Annotated in this window: 20 protein-coding genes; 10 read left to right on the top strand and 10 right to left on the bottom strand. The window is 59.8% G+C overall.

Going from position 1 to position 21,102, the window contains the following annotated elements; genetic code table 11:
• Positions 1 to 15: 15 nt before the first annotated feature.
• The 4 genes from PMI11_RS00760 to PMI11_RS00775 all read right to left on the bottom strand — a co-directional run bounded on the left by PMI11_RS00760 (position 16) and on the right by PMI11_RS00775 (position 4,695).
• Positions 16 to 1,536 carry a DUF5060 domain-containing protein gene (locus PMI11_RS00760; protein WP_007812242.1) on the bottom strand — a complete coding sequence of 507 codons (1,521 nt, stop codon included), beginning with the start codon at positions 1,534 to 1,536 and terminating at the stop codon, positions 16 to 18.
• Between the two features lie 31 nt (positions 1,537 to 1,567).
• Positions 1,568 to 2,452, bottom strand: coding sequence for a carbohydrate ABC transporter permease (locus PMI11_RS00765; RefSeq protein WP_007812244.1), 885 nt, complete (start codon positions 2,450 to 2,452; stop codon positions 1,568 to 1,570).
• Positions 2,449 to 3,348 carry a carbohydrate ABC transporter permease gene (locus PMI11_RS00770; RefSeq protein WP_007812246.1) on the bottom strand — a complete coding sequence of 300 codons (900 nt, stop codon included), beginning with the start codon at positions 3,346 to 3,348 and terminating at the stop codon, positions 2,449 to 2,451. The genes PMI11_RS00765 and PMI11_RS00770 overlap by 4 nt, the downstream gene beginning before the upstream one ends.
• Positions 3,349 to 3,441: 93 nt before the next feature.
• The gene (locus PMI11_RS00775) at positions 3,442 to 4,695 is read right to left on the bottom strand and encodes an extracellular solute-binding protein (RefSeq protein ID WP_007812247.1); all 1,254 of its coding nucleotides are present in this window, start codon (positions 4,693 to 4,695) and stop codon (positions 3,442 to 3,444) included.
• Between the two features lie 532 nt (positions 4,696 to 5,227).
• Between PMI11_RS00775 and PMI11_RS00780 the strand changes: the two genes are divergently transcribed.
• Together PMI11_RS00780 and PMI11_RS00785 are read left to right on the top strand one after the other, a co-directional pair.
• Positions 5,228 to 5,548 carry a CHAT domain-containing protein gene (locus PMI11_RS00780; RefSeq protein ID WP_007812249.1) on the top strand — a complete coding sequence of 107 codons (321 nt, stop codon included), beginning with the start codon at positions 5,228 to 5,230 and terminating at the stop codon, positions 5,546 to 5,548.
• Positions 5,545 to 5,778 carry a hypothetical protein gene (locus tag PMI11_RS00785; protein WP_007812250.1) on the top strand — a complete coding sequence of 78 codons (234 nt, stop codon included), beginning with the start codon at positions 5,545 to 5,547 and terminating at the stop codon, positions 5,776 to 5,778. The genes PMI11_RS00780 and PMI11_RS00785 overlap by 4 nt, the downstream gene beginning before the upstream one ends.
• Positions 5,779 to 6,168: 390 nt before the next feature.
• On the opposite strand, the gene PMI11_RS00790 is transcribed toward PMI11_RS00785, so the two are convergent.
• From PMI11_RS00790 to PMI11_RS00800, 3 genes are all read right to left on the bottom strand, one after another.
• The gene (locus PMI11_RS00790; RefSeq protein ID WP_007812253.1) at positions 6,169 to 6,492 is read right to left on the bottom strand and encodes a type II toxin-antitoxin system PemK/MazF family toxin; all 324 of its coding nucleotides are present in this window, start codon (positions 6,490 to 6,492) and stop codon (positions 6,169 to 6,171) included.
• Positions 6,489 to 6,713, bottom strand: a complete 225-nt coding sequence (locus PMI11_RS00795; protein ID WP_007812256.1) for an antitoxin MazE family protein — start codon at positions 6,711 to 6,713, stop codon at positions 6,489 to 6,491. Before PMI11_RS00795 ends, PMI11_RS00790 begins: the two co-directional genes overlap by 4 nt.
• A 146-nt stretch (positions 6,714 to 6,859) precedes the next feature.
• Entirely contained in the window at positions 6,860 to 7,900 is a 1,041-nt protein-coding gene (locus tag PMI11_RS00800; protein ID WP_007812259.1) for an SMP-30/gluconolactonase/LRE family protein, read from the bottom strand.
• Between the two features lie 336 nt (positions 7,901 to 8,236).
• Here PMI11_RS00800 and PMI11_RS00805 point away from each other — a divergent pair, with 336 nt between their 5' ends.
• Positions 8,237 to 10,165, top strand: coding sequence for a methyl-accepting chemotaxis protein (locus PMI11_RS00805; protein ID WP_007812262.1), 1,929 nt, complete (start codon positions 8,237 to 8,239; stop codon positions 10,163 to 10,165).
• Between the two features lie 57 nt (positions 10,166 to 10,222).
• Here the strand turns inward: PMI11_RS00805 and PMI11_RS00810 are convergent, their stop codons facing one another.
• Both PMI11_RS00810 and PMI11_RS00815 read right to left on the bottom strand, forming a co-directional pair.
• Entirely contained in the window at positions 10,223 to 10,435 is a 213-nt protein-coding gene (locus PMI11_RS00810; RefSeq protein WP_007812265.1) for a hypothetical protein, read from the bottom strand.
• A gap of 500 nt (positions 10,436 to 10,935) precedes the next feature.
• A complete protein-coding gene (locus tag PMI11_RS00815; protein ID WP_007812268.1) occupies positions 10,936 to 11,700 on the bottom strand; it encodes a GntR family transcriptional regulator in 765 nt (254 codons plus the stop codon).
• A 164-nt stretch (positions 11,701 to 11,864) separates the two neighbouring features.
• Between PMI11_RS00815 and PMI11_RS00820 the strand changes: the two genes are divergently transcribed.
• The 7 genes from PMI11_RS00820 (at position 11,865) to PMI11_RS00850 (ending at position 20,558) form a co-directional block, all read left to right on the top strand.
• Positions 11,865 to 13,130, top strand: a complete 1,266-nt coding sequence (locus PMI11_RS00820) for a M20 family metallopeptidase (protein ID WP_051034518.1) — start codon at positions 11,865 to 11,867, stop codon at positions 13,128 to 13,130.
• 19 nt (positions 13,131 to 13,149) lie between these two features.
• A complete protein-coding gene (locus tag PMI11_RS00825) occupies positions 13,150 to 14,700 on the top strand; it encodes an ABC transporter substrate-binding protein (protein ID WP_007812272.1) in 1,551 nt (516 codons plus the stop codon).
• A 66-nt stretch (positions 14,701 to 14,766) separates the two neighbouring features.
• Complete coding sequence (locus PMI11_RS00830; protein ID WP_007812275.1) at positions 14,767 to 15,714, top strand: ABC transporter permease; 948 nt, start codon at positions 14,767 to 14,769, stop codon at positions 15,712 to 15,714.
• Positions 15,707 to 16,531 carry an ABC transporter permease gene (locus PMI11_RS00835; protein WP_007812277.1) on the top strand — a complete coding sequence of 275 codons (825 nt, stop codon included), beginning with the start codon at positions 15,707 to 15,709 and terminating at the stop codon, positions 16,529 to 16,531. Before PMI11_RS00830 ends, PMI11_RS00835 begins: the two co-directional genes overlap by 8 nt.
• Before the next feature lie 10 nt (positions 16,532 to 16,541).
• Positions 16,542 to 18,185 carry a nickel ABC transporter ATP-binding protein NikE gene (locus PMI11_RS00840; RefSeq protein WP_007812279.1) on the top strand — a complete coding sequence of 548 codons (1,644 nt, stop codon included), beginning with the start codon at positions 16,542 to 16,544 and terminating at the stop codon, positions 18,183 to 18,185.
• A gap of 22 nt (positions 18,186 to 18,207) precedes the next feature.
• Complete coding sequence (locus tag PMI11_RS00845) at positions 18,208 to 19,428, top strand: M20 family metallopeptidase (protein ID WP_007812281.1); 1,221 nt, start codon at positions 18,208 to 18,210, stop codon at positions 19,426 to 19,428.
• A gap of 2 nt (positions 19,429 to 19,430) precedes the next feature.
• Positions 19,431 to 20,558, top strand: a complete 1,128-nt coding sequence (locus PMI11_RS00850; protein WP_007812283.1) for a M24 family metallopeptidase — start codon at positions 19,431 to 19,433, stop codon at positions 20,556 to 20,558.
• A 59-nt stretch (positions 20,559 to 20,617) separates the two neighbouring features.
• Here the strand turns inward: PMI11_RS00850 and PMI11_RS00855 are convergent.
• A partial coding sequence (locus tag PMI11_RS00855; RefSeq protein WP_007812285.1) for a HEPN domain-containing protein occupies positions 20,618 to 21,102 on the bottom strand: 485 nt, incomplete at its 5' end.

A 21,102-nucleotide genomic window follows, 5' to 3' on the forward strand; every position in this document is an offset into this window, starting at 1 on the left:
GGGCTCCTTCTATCCTTAGCGCTTCCTGCGCACGCGCAGCGCCTGATGCGGCTTGCGCGGCAGCTTGACGCCGAAAGCAGCATCCGGCTTGCCGCCGCGCACGATCGCGCCATGACGGGTGGGATGCGGGACGGGTGCAGCGACCTTCTCGGCCGGTGTGATCGTCATCTCCCAGGTATCGATGATATCGACATCGTAATTGTCGTCGTCGAGCGGCAGACCCGATGACCAGGTGACCGGCTGGTGCTCGCCGAGATAGATCAACCGGAAATCATCGTCGCCGTCCCGCGCACCCGAGACACGCGACCAGGGCCATTCACCGATAATGCCGAGCGGCTCCAGCCCGTGCTTCACATCCGCCTCGAGCAGATCGCGCAGGAAACCGATGCGCTTCCAGGCCTCGCCACGCAACTCGCCGCCCTTGGCCCACCAGATCAGGTCCTCGGGATGCGAATAGGTCTCGCCGTGGCCGGCATAACCGCCGCGCGCCATGGTGATCCAGTAGCGATGCACCAGTTCCTGGGCGGAGAGATTGCCCCAGGACTGCAGGATATCGCCCTCGTATTCCGGCTCGTCGTTGACGACCGGCTTGCCATAGGCGTTGCGCCATTCCTGCGTGCGCTTGACGTCGGGGTTCTGGATGCAGGTATGGGTGACCCAGGGCTTGCGATGGTCGAAATTCGCCGTCACGTCGCCATTATGGATCGAGCGCAGGTGCTGGTAGGGATCGTTTTCTTCCAGGATATGGAAGTAGCGGTCCCACTGCTCCATTGGCTTGGTATCAATCAGGAAGTCATATTCATTGGCAAGCGACCACCAGACATTCCGGTAAGCAGAAAGCCGCGCCGCGAGATAGGCGACATAGCGGAAATCCTGCTCGGCCGACATGTCGGCATAACCCCAGCGGTCATAGGGGTGAAAGATGATGATATCGGCCTCGATGCCGAGCGCGCAAAGGGCTGCCACCTGCCGGTCGAAATGCTGGAAGAGGGCAGGGTTCGGCCGGTCGAAATCTAGCCTGCCGTCAGCGCCTTTTTCGAAGCAGGCATGTAGTGGCTCATTGGTATTATAGGGATAATCCTTCGGGAAGACGCCCATGCGGATCTTGTTGAAGCGGGTTTTCTTCAGCGTCTCCAGTGTCTGGTTCTGCATCTCCAGCGGCTGATGCGTCCAGGCATAGCAGGTCGTGCCGAAGGAGAAGAAGGGCGTTCCGTCGGCATAGCCGAAATGGAACTTGTTGCGCACGTGCACCGGCCCATGATTGCCTGCCGACGGCGCGGTCGCCGTAAACGAGCCCGTCTTGCCGTCTAGTGCAGCCGTCTTCGACCGTGTCTTGAAGGACCATTCGCCCTCGACGTCGGGCATGAAACGGATGCGGTAGGTGCCGTTGCCGTCATAAAAGCCCGGCACGCGGACCTCGCGGCTCTTGTGCGTGAACACGGCATCGAATGCCACGTCGAGATAGGGATTGCCTTCGGACGGGCCGGCAAAGGCCGCTTCGAACACGCCCCATTTTTCGACTGCTGCATCGGACATTCTGTCTCTCCTCGTAAACAAGATTTCGGTGTCAGCCCTTGACGGCACCGGAAGTCAGTCCGGACACGAAGTAGCGCTGGAACATGAGATAGACGATCGTCGCCGGTAGCACGGTCATGACGATCGCGGCGTTGAGCTGGCCGTAATTGCTGGAAAACTGCCCTTGGAACGACATGAGGCCGAGCGGCAGGGTCCACATGTGCTGGTCCTGTAAAAGGACGAGCGCCATGGCGAATTCGTTCCAGGTGGAGACGAAGTCGAGGATCAGCAGGGCGGCGAGAACCGGCAGGCAGACCGGCAGGAAGATCCGCCGGAAGATGGTGAAATGCGTCGCGCCATCGATGAGGGCTGCCTCCGACAGCTCCTTCGGAATGCCCTTGAAGAAGCCGTGCAGGATGAAGACCTGATAGGGAACGCCGAAGGCGATATAGGGCAGGATGACGCCCGGATAGGTGTCGATGAGCCCGAAGGAATTCACCAGCGTGAAGAGCGGTGCGAGCATCACCTGGAAAGGGATCATCGTGCCGAAAACGACGAGCAGCAGGAGCGCCTTGCTGATCTTCAGCTTGATCTTGGCAAGCGCGTAGGCGGCCATTGCCGACAGCGCGAGGCCGAGCGGCACTTTGATGACGGTGATGATGACGCTGTTGAAGAAGGAGCTGGCAAAATTGCCGCGGCTCCAGGCGTCGGCGTAGTTTTGAAAGGCGAGTTCGGTCGGCGGCATGAAGGCGCCGGTGCTGGTGACTGCGGCCGGTGTCTTCAGTGAGGTGAAGACGATGAAGACGAAGGGTGCTACCCAGATCAGCGCGACAAGGATGAGGGCGATCCACAAGCCGATGAGGATGGGATCGCGCTTCAGGCGAAGGGGCTTGGTATCGATGTCGAGATCATCGGCTTGCGCTCCGAGAACTGTCACGATTCCACCTCCTCATGCTTTTGCGTCCAGCGCAGATAGGGGATGACGATCGCCATGGTGATCAAAAGCAGCACCACCGAGATCGCAGCACCGCGGCCGAAATCGAATATCTGCATGGCCTGGGTGAAGGCCCAAAGTGCCAGCATCTGGGTCGACTGGGCGGGACCACCGCCAGTCAGGCCATAGACGATATCGAAGGCCTTCAGCGACGAGATGATGGAGAGAACCAGAACGATGGTAATGGTGGGCCGCAATGCCGGCAGCGTAACATGCTTGAAGACGGCCCAGCGGCCGGCGCCATCGATGCGGGCGGCTTCCACCAGCGTCTGCGAGACGTTCTGAAGACCTGCGAGGAACAGCACCATCGAGAAGCCGACGGTTTGCCAGAGATAGGCGATGAAGACGGAATAAAGCGCGATATCCTTGTTGCCGAGCCAGTCCTTGATCCAGGTCTGCATGCCCCAGGAGGTCAGCATCTGGCTGAACAGGCCGAAGAAGGGATCGTACATCCACTTCCACATGGTGGCGACGGCGATCGGCGCAATGATGACGGGCAGGTAGAAGATGGCGCGCAGGCTGTTGCGGCCGAAAATCTTCTGATTGAGGCTGAGCGCCAAGAGCAGCCCGACCAGCGGCGGGAAGATCAGGCTCATCAGCGTCCAGATCACGGTATTCCGGAAAGCAACCCAGAAGACCGGATCGCGCGTGAAGATCGCCGTATAATTCGCGAGGCCGACGAAAGGCCGTTGCGGATCGAGCCCGTTCCACTTCTGGAAGCTGATAATAACCACGTTCAGCATCGGGTAGAGCGCGAAGATCGCGTAGATGGCCAGAGCCGGGACGAGCAGGATGAAGGCCTGCATGCGTGGATCATGAGTTGTTTGGCGCAATGACATGCTCACCTCCGGGCAGGGCACGGCCCTGCCGGTCTTGCGAATGCGGCGCCAGCCGACCGACATTGTGTCGGCCAGCCGGCGTCTCGGGAGGAGTTAGGTTCTACCGGCGATGAAGGCCTGCATCTGCTTGGCTGCTGCGGCCGGCTCGATGCTGCCGGAGGCAACATCGTTGATGACGCGGAAATATTCCGTCGTCACGTCAAGCGGGAAGGCCTGGTCGCCGTTCATGTAGATCTTGCTGTAGGTCTTGAAGATATCCAACCACTCGGCTTCCAGAGGCTTCTGATTGGTGTACTGGACGTTCTTATTGACCGAGATCGAGCTGATCTGGCCGACGAGATCCTGCTGCACTTTCGTCGACAGGAAATAGTCGATGAATTTCGCAGCCATGTCCGGGTTCTTGGTCTTGGTGCTGATGTAGTTGTACTCGGCGAAACCGTAGAGACGGTTGGTGTTGGTCGGGAAGGGGAAGATCCCGTAATCGTCGAGATTGACGCCGCTGCCGGACAGCTGGCCGACCAGCCAGTCGCCTTCCAGCATCATCGCCGCGCGACCGGCGGTGAAGAGACTATAGGACTGCTTGTTGTCTATGCCCATGAAAGGCTGCAGCGTATAGTCCTTCGTCCACTTGGCGAATTCGGTGAACGCGTCGGTCGCGCAGGGCTCCTTGGACCAGTCGAGCTTCATCAGCTTCAGCTGGTCGTGCTTTTCAGCACCGCATTTGGTTTCCAAGATCACATCCATCAGGCGCATGACGTGCCAGTTGACGGTGCCGCCGAAGGTGAAGCCTGGAATGCCGGCTGCCTTCAGCTTGTCGGCTGCGGCCAGAAGCTCGTCATATGTCTTCGGTTCTTCGGTAATGCCGGCCTGCTGGAAGAGCTTCTTGTTGTAATAGACGGCTTCGCCCTTGAAGGTGAAAGGCGTGCCGTGCTTGCCGCCCGGATAGAGATCGGCAAAAGCAGCCGCCGAGGGAAGCAGCTCGTCGTTCCACTTGTATTCGGTGTAGTACTTGTCGAGCGGCAGCGACAGACCAGCCTTCACATATTCGCCGCCGAGGCCAAGACCTGCCCAGCTGAAATAGATATCCGGGCCGCGGTTGGAACCGGCAGCGACGCGCAGCGCCGTCTTGTGCTCGTCGACGGCGCGCTGGACGATCTCGATATGGGTTCCCGGGTTTGCCGCTTCGAAGTCGCTCGCAACCTTCTTCAACGCCACGTTGGCGGCATTATTGTCGAAGTTCAGCGTCCAGAGCGTGATGTCCTCGGCCTTGACGGGGGTGACCGCAACAGCCGCAATTGCGATGGCGGCCATGCATGAAGACTTCAATTTTGCAGAAAGCGTCAGCATTACGTCCTCCTCTTGTAAGCTGGAGCCTTTCTTGCCGGATGCTCATTGACATGTCAACTGGTATGATGAGCTAACCATAGGAACGGGCGTCTCATGATCGATGCCAGTTTCGTTGAGGCCCTGCGGGGGGGAAGGCGGCCGCGGTCGGGGAGGATCCGTTTGTTGGAATGGTTGTTTCGGGTTGGAAAACCTGGCGCCTTCTAGCTTCGGCGTCCAGCCTCGTGCGTGCACGGTAGCTCGATGCTCGTTGCGCTGACCAATGAGGAGACTGCCCCATCGCCTCTGATGAAGCATTCTTTGCCGCACTGAACAAGATGGAAATGATATCGGCTCAAGTGACAAGCTATCGATAAACGCGTGCGGCGTTGAGCGACATGCTCGCTACGACCGACGTTTTGAAGGTGCTCTGCCATGGGCAAGTCTGGAAAGACGATCGTGAAGTCGCGCTCATCATTGACCACGACGGTAACCCGCCGCCAGGCTACACCATGTCGGCTCTCGTCGCCTCGAACCGTGGCATCGATTTGGCCGTATGGCGCTCAAGAACCAGACGACAGCGGCGAAAACGGTTTTTCTCGGGGCTTGTTCGTCGGGTATCGTCTCCATCGGCGGCCTGGACGAACGGACGAGCTTCGCAACGCTCCTGAGCCGTGTCGGCACGAGCGCTGTCGTAGCGCCGCGCTGGAAAATTGACGCAGAGCTGGCATTGCCCATCCTCGACGAAGCGATAGCGGGCTTCGTGGCCGGGCAACCGCTGAACAAGGCGATGAGCGCTGCCGTCGCCGCCGCGATCAACCGGGGAGTGCCGGCATGGCAAGCCCATTCTTTTGTCATCGAGGGAGCTTGGGAATGAGCATTGCAGATGATCTCAACAAGAAGGGTGCGACGCCCGAGACGATCCTTCAGGTCCTGGATACGACCGTGTTCGAAGCATCGGGCGATTTATCGCCTGACGACATCATGTCGAATTTGAGGGCGGCGGTCGATGACGAGGCAGATGTGGATGAGGCTCTGGAAACGCTTCGAAAACATCCAGAACTTGTCAACGAAATTGCGTTGCTCTGGATTGCACACGCTGCGTAGCAACCGGAGACCGAGCAACTGATTTCCGAGGCGATCGCGGACGCGGATCGCCAGATGCCGATGCTGGAGATTGGCGCGGTGACACTCATCGCCCTCTAAGCGATCTACACCTTCGGCCCGAACAAACCGACGAATGTGAAATGGACCATCAGGCAGCGCAAGGACGGGACATTCGAAGAAATCAAAAGTGACGCCGAGTTTGCCGACTTCAGCGAACCAGTGAAGGCTTTTCTTGGATTGTTTACCGGCGCGACCAAGGGAAAGAAATAGACTGACTGGGATGGCATTTCCGGCCGCCGGTCCTTCAAATCAACCACTATCGATACTTGAACCTCGTGGTCACTGAAACGTCGGAGTACACAGGAATCTGACGTAGACATAAATTCGTAATTACGCGATACCCAAAAAAACGGCGAGGGACCGGGTGACTGCTAGGAGAGCATCATCTTCCAGGCGACCAATCATTGTACCAATTCTTTCGCGTTTCACGGACATGGCTTTGTCCACCATCACTTGCGAGGCTTTGCGCAATCCACTTTGCGCGGTTGGCTGAATTGTTGGCCGAATGAGCGGCGCGTCGATGAGTGTACTGGAAATCAGCAGCACAGTGACCGTGCCTGTCGCGTCGAACTGATCGGCCTGGATGACAAGTGCCGGACGAGGCTTGCCGAAATCGCCGCTGATTGCGACGGTGACGATGTCACCACGCCTCACGCTTCACCTTCGGAGTCCAGGTCGCCGAGAGCGGCATCGAGGAAATCTTGCAAATCACGGTCGCCAGCATCGGCAAGGGCTGTCTGAACGGACTGACGATGGCATTCGGCGGCAAAACCGGGGCGGCGAGTATCGGGGACCCATATCTGCACAGGTCGCAGGCCGGCAGCCCGCAATGTTTCACGACGCTTTTGAACTCTTTCGTTGACCGAGGTGGCCATGAGGAAACTCCCTTGACGTTGTTACATGTAACATAAGAACCAGCTGCTGTCATGTCAACGTTTGCTGCGCAAGAGACGGTTTGGCTTTTGATAATGAAAGCGGCTAGGTGCGGGTGGCCCGACCGCTTCGCTTTTGGTCCGCGCGTTCAGACGGCGCCGCGAGTTTCCACATAGATCGCGTAGACCGAGTGGCTGCTCGCCATATAGAGGCGGTTCTTCTTCGGGCCGCCAAAGACGAGGTTCGGGCAACGCTCCGGCAGGCGGATGAAGCCGATCGCCTTGCCGATCGAGTTGAAGACCTTGACGCCGTTCAGATCCTCGGGCCTGGCGCCCGCAGCGCCACTCGATCCCCAGCCGCACCAGAGGTTGCCGTCGATGTCGACCTTGAAGCCGTCGAGACCGCCATTGTCGTCGGCTGTCACCAACGCCGTCTTGTTCGAAAGCTTCACGCCGTCTGCGCCCATGTCGTAGCTCCAGATGATACGGTAGGGCGATGCGCGGCCTTCGACGATGTAGAGCTTCTTTTCATCGGGCGAAAACGCAATGCCGTTCGGGCCTTTCAGCTCGTCGGTGACAAGATCGAGCTTGCCGTCCGGCGAGATGCGATAGACCGAGTGCGGCAGCTCCGGTATTGCCTTCTCGCCTTCCCACTCGCCGGCGATGCCGAAAGGTGGATCGGTGAACCAGATGGAGCCGTCCGACTTGCAGACGATGTCGTTCGGAGAGTTGAGCTTCTTGCCGTAGTAATTATCGGCAAGCACCGTAATCGAACCGTCATATTCGGTGCGGGTGACCCGGCGTGTCAGATGTTCGCAGGAAAGCAGGCGGCCCTGGCGGTCGCGGGCGTGGCCGTTGGCATAGTTGGAGTTGGCCTTGTAGACGCTCCAGCTCTCATTGGCTTCGTCATAGCGCATGACGCGGTTGTTTGGAATGTCGCTGACGAGCAGATAGCGTCCGTCGCCGAACCAGACTGGACCTTCCAGCCAGCGAGCGCCGGTTGCGACCTGCTCGAGCGAGCTGCTGGCGACACGATACTTCGCAAAGCTCGGATCGAGAATCTGGATGGCCGGATCGGGATAGATGGGGCTTGGCGTAAAGCCGATCGCTTGCGCAGATGCCATTTTCGGGAGGACGGTTGCCAAGGCGGCCGCCGAAAGCTTCATGATGTTGCGGCGTGAAAAATTCACATTGAAGTCCTTCGATTGTGATTTTTGATTTCATATCAATTTGCCCGACTTGGCGGGGAACCGAAACCACGGTTCGCTTTCCAGTTAAAGGCAGCCCGTTGTGCTCCGCAACAAAACAGGATCACCTTCTGTCACCTTGGTTAAGCACCCGTGAAATGCAGATTGGAGATCGGCGTGCGCTTTTGTGCGCTGCGACAAGGGTAAGATTTTATTATGAAAAAGCACCTATGATCCACGAACAATCAAGTTTGATCGCTACCGCATTATGTCCACTACGGCTCGTGCATTTTGCTTTTCAATACACCTTCATTCATTGAGCGTTTTTTGAGGTATCTGATGTTTAAGAATTTAAAAATCAAAACAAAATTCCTGATGGCGATTGCCGTACTTGCCGTCATTTCGCTGGCAGGCCTGATGTATGTCACCAGCAAGTTCAGCGCTGCCAATGAGGCCTATTCCGGGTTCCTGCAGAAGGAAAGCAATGCGGCGACCTTCGGACCCCGCGGTGCCGCCGGCATGTGGACCGCGACGACATGGCTGAGCCGCGCGCTGGCACAGGACCCGGCAACGCCGGCTTTCCAGGATCTATCAGGCCGGTTTTCGAAGGAATTTGCCGGCGCCCGTGACCGGTTGACACAGATCCCGGCGCTAGTGCCAAGCCGCAAGGCTGCGATCGACGAACTGCTTGCCGGAGCGGACGCACTGAAGGCAATCGGCGACGATCTTCTCAAGGCCCATACCGCAGGCGATCAAGAAAAGGTTCGCACGCTCTCCGCCAAGCTCGACCAGGCGATCGTCGATCTCTCGCCGAAATTCGGCGCCAATAACGGCGCCATGGCCGAAATCCTCAACAACGGCGCCAAGACGTTGAGCCAATCGGTCTCCAGCACGATTACCTATGCGATCTGCGGGATGCTTCTGGGGATTGCGATCGCCGCAGTCCTTTCCATGACTATCGCCCATAAGGGCATCACCGTACCGATGGCTCGCTTGCGTGAACGCATGGCTTCGCTGGCTGCCAATCAGACGGAAGCTGCCATCGACGGCCTCGACCGCAAGGACGAAATCGGCCAGATGGCAGAAGCCGTGGCGGTGTTCCGCGACAATGCGATCGAGCGCCTTCGCCTGGAGCAGGAAGCGGAAGACAATCGCGGTCTATCCGAACGCGACCGCATGGATCGCGAAGCCCAGAAGACGCGGGAAGCCGCCGAGATCAAGTTCGCCGTCGACAACCTGGCGGAGGGCCTGAGCCATCTCTCCGACGGCAATGTGTCCTACCGTATCGAAAAGCCCTTCACCGCGACGCTTGACGGTGTCCGCAATGATTTCAATACGTCGGCCAGCAAGCTGCAGACGGCTCTGGAGCAGGTGGCAGAGAATGCCCGCAGCATCGAAGCCGGCTCGTCCGAAATCAAGGCGGCTGCCGACGATCTGGCCAAGCGCACCGAGCAGCAGGCAGCTTCGGTGGAGGAAACCGCCGCCGCTCTGGAAGAAATCACCACCACCGTCAAGGACGCCACCAAGCGCGCTCAGGAAGCCGGCGCCCTTGTTGCCCGCACCCGCAGCGGTGCTGAAACCTCCGGGGAGGTCGTCCAGCGCGCTGTCAAGGCGATGGAACAGATCGAAAAGTCTTCTGGCGAGATCAGCAACATTATCGGTGTCATCGACGACATCGCCTTCCAGACCAATCTTCTCGCGCTGAACGCCGGCGTGGAAGCGGCTCGTGCAGGTGAAGCCGGCAAGGGCTTTGCCGTCGTCGCCCAGGAAGTGCGCGAGCTCGCCCAGCGCTCCGCCAAGGCCGCCAAGGAGATCAAGGCGCTGATCACGACATCGAACGAGCAGGTCAATGCCGGGGTGCAACTGGTCGGCCAGACCGGCCAGGCGCTGGTGACGATCGTTACGGAAGTGCAGGAAATCAACCGGCACGTCAACGCGATTGTGGAATCGGCGCAGGAACAGTCTTCTGGACTTCAACAGATCAACACCGCCGTCAACCAGATGGATCAAGACACGCAGAAGAACGCTGCCATGGTCGAGGAATCGACCGCCGCCAGCCACGGTCTCGCCCGTGACGCCGCATCGCTCAACGCGCTTCTGGCCCAGTTCAAGCTATCTGGTCCGCGTCAGACTTCTGTCGTGCGACCCGTCAAGGGCCGGGACGTACCGGTGGCCTCGCCGGCTCATGCCCTTGGCCGCAAGGTCGCACGCGCCTTCACCGGTAATGTCGCGGTCGCCGTGGCCGGCGACGAATGGCAGGAGTTCTAAAAAAGACGTCGGAAAAATTCGCCATTTGCATCAAGGGCGAGGGATACGAGGCCACAATCAGCGCACCATTCGTGACCAGACACCGGCACCGAAAAGGCTATGAAGGCGGGCATTCCAGTCGTTCTTCACACGGGTCTTATCGAGGCCGACACCGTCACCACGGAAATTCATAGTGGAGCCGGACACTTCGGCAATGTCATGGGCGACTTCCTCGTCAAGGAACTCAACGGCAAGGGCAACATCTGGTCCTTCGTTTATCTGGCTGGACATTCGAAAGACACCCACGGCTGCAATGGTCCGATCCAGGCATCGAGGGAACCGACATTGAGATCGTCGCCGAGGAAAACGGCTACTGGCCTATGGATATGTCGGCCCGGCGGTCGCGGAGAAGACGACGCATTCCCACAATCCGGAGCATCCGCATGGTCCGCAAGTTCCGGGCCGCTGATGGCCAGAGCAGGTAGATGCTGCCATCGGCAAGCATTGATAGCAGCTCCTGATGATCCGGCTCGGCGAGCTTGTGAAGAGTGGAAAGCCGGCGATATCCGACGCCCGTCCAGCAAATAAGCGAAAACAACGACGCCTTGGTCGTACCCTTTGAACGGCTCAGCCATCATCTCGGAAACCTGGGGGCGCAACAGTCGCTTTAAATCGGCGTTCGCACCACAAAGGAACAGCTGAATTTTGCTAGGTTTCAGGATCAAACTTGCGCGCAAGCCTCCGGCTTGTTCCCCTCAAGGCGGCCACACGGGTCGCCAATTAGCAAATGCTCACTGTACCTCATTGACATATCTGTGGTGCGCGGTCGTCGCGCGATGAGCGGATATGAGAATTGGGACCGCGAGTTGGTCATAGGCGACCTCGTCGATCGTTAGCACGGCAGCCGGCAGGGCAAGGTCTAACCACCGGGCATCGAAATCGGTCGCGAGATCGGCACCGATCTGTTCGCGTATGGCCGAGATGCGGATTCCGTAATTTTCCAGTAGATGCAGGTAGAAGAGCGGAGGGATTTCTTCTGCCCTCTCCGGGAAATCCGGAACCCGTTCGCAAGAAAGTGTCAGCGTCTCGTGCATGATCGGTCGATTGTCGACATAGCGCACCCGGTGGAAGGTGACGATCGGCGATCCTTCCTCGATCTGAAGTTTCCCCGCGTCGGCGGTGGAAGCAAAGCTCCTGTCGAGCGAAGTCACTTTCGTCACCGACTTGCTGAGCGAACCATCCAGCCCATGCAGTCGAAAATATTGAAAAAACAATCGCAGGCTGTGCTGCGGCTTGCGGCCGGTCACGACGGTGCCGGTCTTGCGACGGCGGCTGAGAAGGCCGTCATTGGTGAGGTCCATCAGCGCTCGGCGAATGGTCCCAACGGCCACGCCGTAAGTTTGCGACAATGCCACTTCGCTGGGCAGAACAGAGCCCGGTTCCAGTTTGCCGATCATGATCGCTTCGGTGATCTGTCGCTTGACCACTTCGTAAAGCGGCAAGGACAATTCTGTCAGCTTGATCGCTCCTGATGAATTATTGGGCAGTTCCGGCAATTATTTGCCTCTTCTTTGGAGTTGACTCATGGTCTCGATCTACCCACTATTACTATATAGTTTATATTAAAGCGCAAGCTGAAGAGGCTGGCATGACGGGTACCGAGGACACTGCCATAAACACGCAGCAGCCAGCATCTTCGCAACAAGTCTTTGAGACTGCCATGGCAGCGATTGAGCTGGATGTCGAGGCTGCTGTCGATGATCTGGCGCGGATGATCGAAGTTGACACCTCATTCCCGCCGGGTCTGGGCTATAACGCTTTCGCCGATCTGATGGCCGAGCTTCTGGCGCCGCTGGGGTTTGAGTTCGAGCGGGTCGTAGTGCCGCGTGATCTCTGGTACGTGGCCGGCGGCCCGGCTTCCGGCGAGCGCACCAATCTCGTCGCCACCCGCGAAACCGGCAAGCCGGTCTGCGGCCTTTATTACCATGTCGACACAGTACCTGCCGCACCCGGCTGGAGCCGCGATCCGCTGAAGCTGACGATCGAGGGCGACGACCTGTTTGGGCTCGGCGCCGCCGACATGAAGGGCACGATCGCAGCAACCCTACTGGCGCTGCGGGCCGCCAAAAAATGCGGTCTACCGCTGTATTACGATCCGATGCTGCTCCTCTGCACTGATGAGGAGGGCGGCCTTTATCCCGGCATTCGCTATCTGGCGGAGCAGGGCATGTTGAAAGGCCATATCCTCAATTTCAACGGGTCGGCGGCGCCGCGCATCTGGGCGGGTTGTTTCGGTGTGTTCCATCTGCAGGTGACGATCATAGGGCACGCCGTTCATGCGGGAGAAGGAAACCGCACCGGCGCCGGCACCAATGCTATCGAAGGCGCCTTGCCTGCGCTCAATGCCTTGACGGCGTTGAAGCCGGAAGTGGCCAGCCGGGCATCCGCACTGAGGCCGCCACCGCACGCATCGGGGCCGCTACGACCACAGCTTTCCATTTCGGCCGTGAACGGCGGTACCGCCGGCGGACAGGTCCCCGCCGAGATCAAGATTCTCGTGAGCCGGCGTTACGCCCCGGAAGAAAGCTATGAGGGGGCACGCGCCGAGATCGAAAGCCTGATCCGCGACAGCGTTGCCGGCACTGGGCTAGGGCTCGAAATCGACCTTGTCGGCCACCTCATCCCAACAGGCAATCCGGAAGGTCCCCATTGGCCACGCTGGCAAAAGGCGCTGTCGCTGGGCTTCGGCTACAAGCCGGAAGACTTTCAAAAATGGGGCGCCGCAAGCTGCTCCGACTTCGGTTACGTGCAGAGGGCCGGTTTCGGGCCGGAAGTGCTACTAGGCGGCCTCGGACGTCCAGAAAGCTGCATTCATAGCCCGGAAGAGCATACGACCCGCCAGGACATTATCGCGCTTGCCAAGAGCATTCTCGCCTATCTCGCGGCGGATTTCGCCGCAGACGCCATTCCTGAAAACCGCAGCTGATAACCAAGGGAACTGAAACATGCTGGAAATGAAACGCCGCTTCTTCCTCGCCGGCACCGCCGCCGTCTTCGCCGCACCGGCGCTGGGCCTCGCTCAGACCGCAACGCCCGCCAAGGGCGGCACGCTGAAGATCTCCGTCGACCAGGCGGCAAGCGTCATCCATCCGCTTCTCACCCGCGTCAACCCGGAATATTTGGTGACCGAACTGCTCTACAGCAACCTGACGCGCCTCAAGGTTGACATGTCGGTGGAGCCGGACCTGGCCGAAAGCTGGACACCGAACGAGGGCCTAACCGAATGGACATTCAAGCTGCGCACCGGCGTCACCTTTCATGACGGTTCTGCCTTCACGGCAAAGGATGTCGTCGCCACGTTCAAGGCGATCCTCGACCCGGCGACGGCTTCGCCCGGCCGCAACAATGTCGGCCCGATCGCCGATATCGTCGCCGTCGACGATGCGACCGTACTGTTCAAGCTTTCCGGTGCCTATGCCGACCTTCCGGTCTCGATGGCCTACACCAACGCTCGTATCATCCCGGCCCCAATTGCCACCGGCGACTTGAAGAGCCTGTCGACCAAGGCTGTCGGCACTGGTCCGTTCAAGCTCGTGTCCTACGAGCCGGACCGCCTGATCGTCGTCGAGCGCAACGAGAAGTACTACGACCCGGCGCGGCCCTATCTCGACCGCGTCGAAGTGCATGTTTTCCCGGACACTTCGGCTGAAAGCTCAGCGCTGCTTGCCGGCGATATCGACATCATCTCGACCATCCAGCCGCCGGAATTCATGCGCGTCGATGGCAATGACGGCATCACCACGCTGCGCACGCCGTCCGGCCAGTTCTGCAACATCAACTTCGGCTGCGACACGGCTCCGTTCAATGACGCGCGCATTCGCCGTGCGATCGCCCTGACGGTCGATCGCGAAGCCATGGTCGGTTTCGTCACCGAAGGTTTCGGCACGGTCGGCAACGACACGCCACTCAACCCGTCCTACCAGTTCTTCAAACAGATCAAGCAGCGTGAGGTGAATATCGAGGAAGCCAAGAAGCTTCTCGCCGAAGCCGGCCATGCGAACGGTCTGGAACTGACACTGATTGCCTCCGACCGTCCGGCGGTGCGCACCCAGCTCGCGGTAGCGCTCCGCGAAATGGCCAAGGAAGCCGGCATCACCATCAACGTCCAGACCATGCCGCATGCGACCTATCTGGAGCAGGTGTGGAAGAAGGGCACATTCTACGTCGGCTTCTACAACATGCAGCCGACCCCGGATGGCATCTTCAAGCTGCTCTACACATCTGACGCGGCCTGGAATGAGACACGCTGGAACAACAAGGCGTTCGATGCGCTGGTCGCGGAAGCCCGTGGCACGACCGACGAGGCAAAGCGCACTGAGCTTTACACCAAGGCACAGGAAATCATGAACGAGGACGTTCCCTCGATCATCCCGTCCTTCTTTGACGTTCTGGCCGCCAAGCGCAGCTGGGTCGAAGGCTTCGAAGCGCATCCGCGCGCCTCGGTGTTCCGCCTCGACTACGCCTCGCTCTCCGACAAGGCGCCGAAGCGCGGCTGATGTCGTGATCCCTTCGGGCGCGGCGAGAGCCGCGTCCGATACCTCTTTCTGCCAAGGAACATGACCTTGTCACCGAATTACATAGCCAAGCGGCTGGTGATGATCGTCTACACGCTGTTCGTCGTGTCGTTGATCGTCTTTGCCATAACCCAGATCCTGCCGGCCGACGCCGCCGTCATGATGCTGGGTGAGAACGCCACGCAGGATGCTCTCGACGCGCTGCGCAAGACAATGGGGCTCGATGCGCCTATCTGGCAGCAATACGCAACCTGGCTTGGCCATGTCTTGCAGGGTGATCTCGGCACATCGCTGCGCACCGGCCAGCCGGTCGGCCCGGTGATGTTCGAGGCACTCGGACGCTCGCTGCTTCTTGCCTTCCTGTCGATCGGCCTGATGCTGGTGCTGGCCATTCCGCTCGGCATCATCGCTGCAATCCGCCGCGGCAAGATTGCCGATATGGTCGTCAGCCTGATCTCCTATGCCGGTGTCGCACTGCCGGAATTCGTCACCGCTACGATTGCCGTGCTTGTCTTTGCCGACTGGATGAAGTGGCTGCCGGCGACCGGTTACGTGCCGCTGACGGAAAATTTCGTCGATGGCATTGCCCATCTCGTCTTGCCGGTCTGCGTCATTTCTATCATCCTGATCGCCCATGTCTCGCGCATGGTGCGCTCCGAACTCATCGACGTGCTGCATACCGACTACATCCGTGCGGCGCGGCTGAAGGGCATTTCCCGCGGCCAGGTGCTGCGCCGCCATGCGCTGCGCAACGCGCTTCTGCCGACCATCACCATCGTCGCGCTGGACGTCGGTTATCTGCTTGGCGGCGTCATCGTCGTGGAAGAGATCTTCACCATTCCCGGTATCGGCCGCCAGCTGATCGTCGCCATCCAGGCGCGCGACCTGCCTGCCATCCAAGCCGGCGTGCTGATCATGGCTGCCACCTATTCGATCGTCAATTTCATTGCCGACATCCTCTATGCCTGGCTCGACAAGAGGATCCAGTATGACTGAGTTTATCAAACGTCTCCTGAAGACACCTCAGGGCGCCATCGGCCTCGGCCTCGTGGTGCTGGTCCTGTTCATCGTCGTCTTCGGCCCGCTGGTCGCGCCCTACGACCCGGAAAAGCTGTCGCCGCTTGCCCGCTATAAAGGACCAAGCCTGACCTACTGGCTGGGTACCGACCAGTATGGCCGCGATATCTGCAGCCGCCTGCTGATCGGCGCGCGCGCCACCGTCGTGATGGCGGTGCTGGCGACCATTGCCGGCACGTTGATCGGCGCGCTGATCGGCACCGCATCCGCCTTTCTCGGCGGCCGCGCCGACGAGCTGATCATGCGCACGATCGATGCCGTGATGTCGATCCCGAGCCTGCTCTTCGCTCTGCTGATCGTGAACCTTCTCGGTTCCAGCACGGTCAACGCGCTGGTCGCCGTCGCCATCGCCTTTGCTCCGGGCATGGCGCGGATCACAAGAAGCGTGGCGCTGTCGGTTCGCAAGCAGGACTATGTCAATGCAGCAATCGCCCGTGGCGAGAGCTCCGGATACATCATCCGCCGCGAAATGCTGCCGAACGTGATTGCGCCGATCATCGTCGAGATGACCATTCGCATGTCGTTTGCGGTGATGCTGTTTGCGACCCTGAGCTTTCTCGGTCTCGGCGCCCAACCGCCGGCTGCCGAATGGGGCCTGATGGTGTCGGAGGCGCGCCGCTATATGCATCTTTCCGCCGGCATCTTGATCTGGCCGAGCGTGGCGATCGCGATCGTCGCCATCGGCTTCAACCTCCTGGGCGACGGTCTTCGCGATGCCCTCAATCCGCGGACCTGAGGTGAGGCCCATGACCGACACAGAAAACCGCCCGGTCGTTTCTCCGGTTTTGGCGATTGAAAACTATTCGCTGAACTACGAGACCGCCAACGGCCCGTATCACGCGCTGAGGAACATCGATCTTTTCATCAACCGCGGCGAGATTCTCGGCCTCGTTGGAGAGTCCGGCTCCGGCAAGACCTCGCTTGCCTGGTCGATCATGCGTTATCTGCCAAAGAATGCCAGCGAACCGGGTGGCAAAATTCTGCTTGGCGATGACAACCTTTTGGAAAAGTCCGAACGCGAGATGGAAACGTTTCGCGGCCGGCGCATCAGCATGGTGTTCCAGGATCCGAGCACGTCGCTCAACCCGACACTGTCTCTCGGCACCCAGCTTGCCGAAGTATTGGTCCGCCATCGCGGCCTGACACGCCAGCAGGCGTGGAAGGAAGGTGAGGAACGGCTCGCCCATGTGGGGCTGAAGACGCCGGCGCAAATGATGCACCGCATGCCGCACGAGGCATCCGGTGGCGAAAAGCAGCGCGTCGTCATCGCATCCGCCTTCGCCTGCAACCCAGAATGCATCATCTTCGATGAGCCGACCACGGCGCTCGACGTGATCACCTCGCGCCAGATCCTCGACCTGTTCGTCGAACTGCAGGCCGAGACCGGGGTTGCCTCGCTCTATATCTCGCATGATCTCGCACTGGTTGCACGCACCGCCGGCCGCGTTGCCGTCATCAATCGCGGCGATATCATCGAGCAGGGCAACGTCCGCGAGATATTCACCAACCCGCAGCAGGATTACACCCGCGCACTGATCGCGGCCGTTCCCGATCCGGCCCACCGGCTGGTCAAGGATGATGTCGTTGCAACAGACAAGCCACTGGTAAAGGTCGAGAATGTCAGCGTCCATTTCGGCCGCAAGCCGTTCCTCGCCGCCCTGACCGGCAAAAAGACCGAGCGCGTTACCGGCAACAACGCCATCAGCCTCAGCGTCAATCCGGGCGAGATCCTCGGCATCGTCGGCGAATCGGGCTCGGGCAAGTCCACGCTCGCCAAGGCGATGACCGGCCTCAACCGCTTCGAGGGCAAGATCTGGTTCGACGGGCGCGAGATCAGGAACCTCGGCGATATGGACAATGCCTATCGCAAGAATGTGCAGATCATCTTCCAGCATCCAGATGCCTCGCTCAATCCGCGCCAGAAGATTTCGGAAATCCTGTCTCGGCCACTGAAACTGTTCGGCCATGCCTCCGATCTCGAAAAGCAGATCGGCGACATGCTGGAACAGGTTCGCCTGCCGCGCACGCATGCAAGCCGCTATCCACACCAGCTTTCGGGCGGCGAAAAGCAGCGCGTGGCGATCGCCCGAGCGTTCGCGTCCAAGCCGAAGCTGGTGATCTGCGACGAGATCACCTCGGCGCTCGACGTCTCGGTGCAGGCCTCTGTCGTGGAACTGCTGCTGGAACTGCAGAAGGCGAGCGGCACCGCCTACCTGTTCATCACCCACGACCTCAACCTGATCCGCCAGATCGCCAACCGGATCGCCGTCATGTATCGCGGCGACCTGATTGAGGTGGTGAAGGCCACTGAGATCGATAGTCCTGACCGGGCGGACTATACCCGCCGCCTGATCGAGGCGGTGCCGCGCGCTGCCGCTCAATACCAATGATACCGCATCAAGGAGCATGACAATGGACCCGAAGTCCCTGTTGGACCGGATCGACGAAAAGGCCTGCCTCGATTTCCTGTCGAAAATGGTCCAGCACAAGAGCCATTCGGAAACTGAGGGCGAGAAGGATCTCGCCCGCTGGATGGCCAAGGCGCTTGAAAAAATCGGCGTCGAAGCCGAACTCCAGGCCTTCGACGAAGACCGCCGCTTCAACACGATCGGCCGCCTGAAGGGCACTGGCGGCGGAAAGAGCCTACTGTTCAACGGCCATCTCGACACCAATCCGGTTACCGAAGGTTGGACGGTCGATCCCTATGCCGGCCTTGTCGACGACAAGTTCATCTACGGCATTGGCGTCTCGAACATGAAGGCGGGCGACGCCGCCTATTTTTGCGCCGTGAAAACGCTACTCGAGGCCGGCGTCAAGCTGAAGGGCGATGTTGTCCTGACTTTCGTGGTCGGCGAATTGCAGGGCGGCATCGGAACGCTTGCGGCGATCCGCAGCGGCGTGAAGGCTGACTACTTCATCAACAGCGAGCCGAGCGACCTGGTTGCCGTAACCATGCACGCCGCGGCGCTGAGCTACGTCATCGAGCTCACCGGCGATACCCGCCACCTTTCCAAGCGCGAAGAGTCCGTTGACGCGATCGCGGCTGCCTGCGACATCATTCCGCGTATCAATGCGATGACCTTCAGCGGCGCCAGGAGCGACGTGCACAGGTCGATCAATCGCGGTCATGTCGGTGTCGTCCATGGCGCTCTTGGACGCAACCTTGAGGAATGGCGCCCGCCGCAGGTCGCGGATTTTGTCCGCCTCAAGGGCTCGTGCCGCTACGCGCCTGGCCAGACACAGGAAGGTGTGCTGGCCGATCTCGAACGCGAACTGAAGGCGCTCGAAGGCCGCTTCCCCGGCCTCAAGGCCAAGCTGGTTCCCGAGATGATAGAGGGCCGCCCGTTGATGCCGCCCTTCGAGGTCTCGCCGGAATCGCGCATCGTCAAGTCGATCAACGCCGCCTATGAAGCCGTGCGCACCGAAAAGCAGCCGACCGGTGCCATCACGCCGACGCGCTTCTACGGAACCGATGCTGGCCATCTCTACAAGGAGCTCGGCATGGAAGGCATCGTCTGTGGCCCCGGCGGCCGTTACAACACCATGCCCGACGAACGTGTCGACATCGTCGACTATCTCGACATGATCCGCGTCTACATGCTGACCATCCTCGATATCTGCGAGGTTGCCTGACCATGTTCTCCCGGGCGGAATTTGATCGCCGTATCGCACGCGCCCGGGACGCCATGGCATCCGCCGGCGCCGATCTGCTGCTCGTCGATAGCGGCGAGCTGCTGGCTTGGCTGACGGGTTACACCGTCTCCGAAACTATGTACCGTGCCGCCTTGTTGCCGCGCGAGGGTGACGCCTGGTTTACGTTGCGGGCGCTGGACGAGGCGCCATGTCGTGAAAAGAGCTGGATCACCGACGTCATCGGTTTCGCCGACACGGAAGACGGGCAGACGGCAGTCGCGGAAAGCATCCGCCAGCACGGCTTCGGCAAGGCGCGGATCGGTCTCGACACCAATTCATACTGTATAAGTGCGGCAACTTTCATGCGTCTCACCCAGCTTCTGCCAGAGGCGACTATCGTGCCGATGCCGGGCCTGAGCGATAGCTTGCGCTGGGTGAAGTCGGCTGAAGAAATCGCGGTGTTGCAGCAAGCATCGGTGATTGCCGACAAGGCCATGCTGGAGATCGCCCGGCAGGTGAAGCCTGGCATAACCACGCGCGACGCAGCAGCTATCGCCTCCGGCGTCTTCCTGCGCGGCGGCGCGGATACCGGCGAGGTCGGCCCGGTGGTGAAGGCCTCCGGCAGCCATGAGTTCCTGCATGGCGTGTTCAAGACCGAGGCGATCGAAGAGGGCGATGTCCTACATGCCGAGCTGACCCCCCGCGTCGGAAATTATGGCGCGCGCATGATGCGGCCGATCATGGTTGGCGCACCGCCGGCAGAGCTTACAGCCGCGGCCGAAAAGCTGGTCGATTTGCAGGATCGTCAGATCGCCGCGATGAAGTCGGGTGCGATCGCAAGCGACGTCGACGCGATCATGCGCCAGGGCGCGCTCGGTGCGGGCTTGCGCCCGACCTACCAAAACGTCACGGCCTATACACTTGGCCTTTATACCCGCACGCCGCGCACGAGCGATTTCTCCCGCGTCTTCCTGCCGACATCCAACTGGTTGCTGAGCGAGGGCATGGTGTTCCATCTCTATGCGACTGCGCAAGGTCTCGGCTTTAGCGAAACAGTTGCCGTTGGAAAGGACGGTGGTATCCGTCTCACGCAAAGCCCGAGAAGAATTCTGCCGGTTGTGAGTTCTTGATCAGAGCAGGCCGGCGGTAGTGAGGGGCGACGGCTTCGTTTCCCTTCAAGGCGAACAGACTACGAAAGACGTTCCCGGCAGATGATCGCGACCAGTCTTTGCAGGACCTTCACCCTTTCGACCAGCCATGCGAGGTCCTCTATAGTGATCTCATAGTTCGGCGAGTACCGGGCCTCGACGTAGGCGCGTGACAGGAGCTCGAAGCGCCGCCGTGCGATCCGGTTGTCGCGCGGCCAAGCTTCGATAATCCGCTTGTCGAGGTCCTCGGCTTTGGAGCGCAGAACCTTGATGCGGTGCGATTTCGGACTGTAGAGCGTCAGGGCCAGCAGCAGGCAGTGATACAGTGCTTCCGTAGCCTGATGAAGCAAGAAAGCGCGTTGCTTAGGGTACTCCTGTCCCAATGCGTCTTCTGCCTTCAGGAAACCTCTCGCGTTTTGGCTCCATTCGTCGAAATACCGCTGCGTTTCAACGTTCGCCTCTTCCTTCGTGAGGGCCTTCGGCTGGACGAAGGGATGACCTTCCTCCTCGAAGAGGATTTTGCCAT

Source organism: Rhizobium sp. CF142 (genome assembly GCF_000281145.1).
In the GTDB taxonomy this organism is placed as follows: domain Bacteria; phylum Pseudomonadota; class Alphaproteobacteria; order Rhizobiales; family Rhizobiaceae; genus Rhizobium.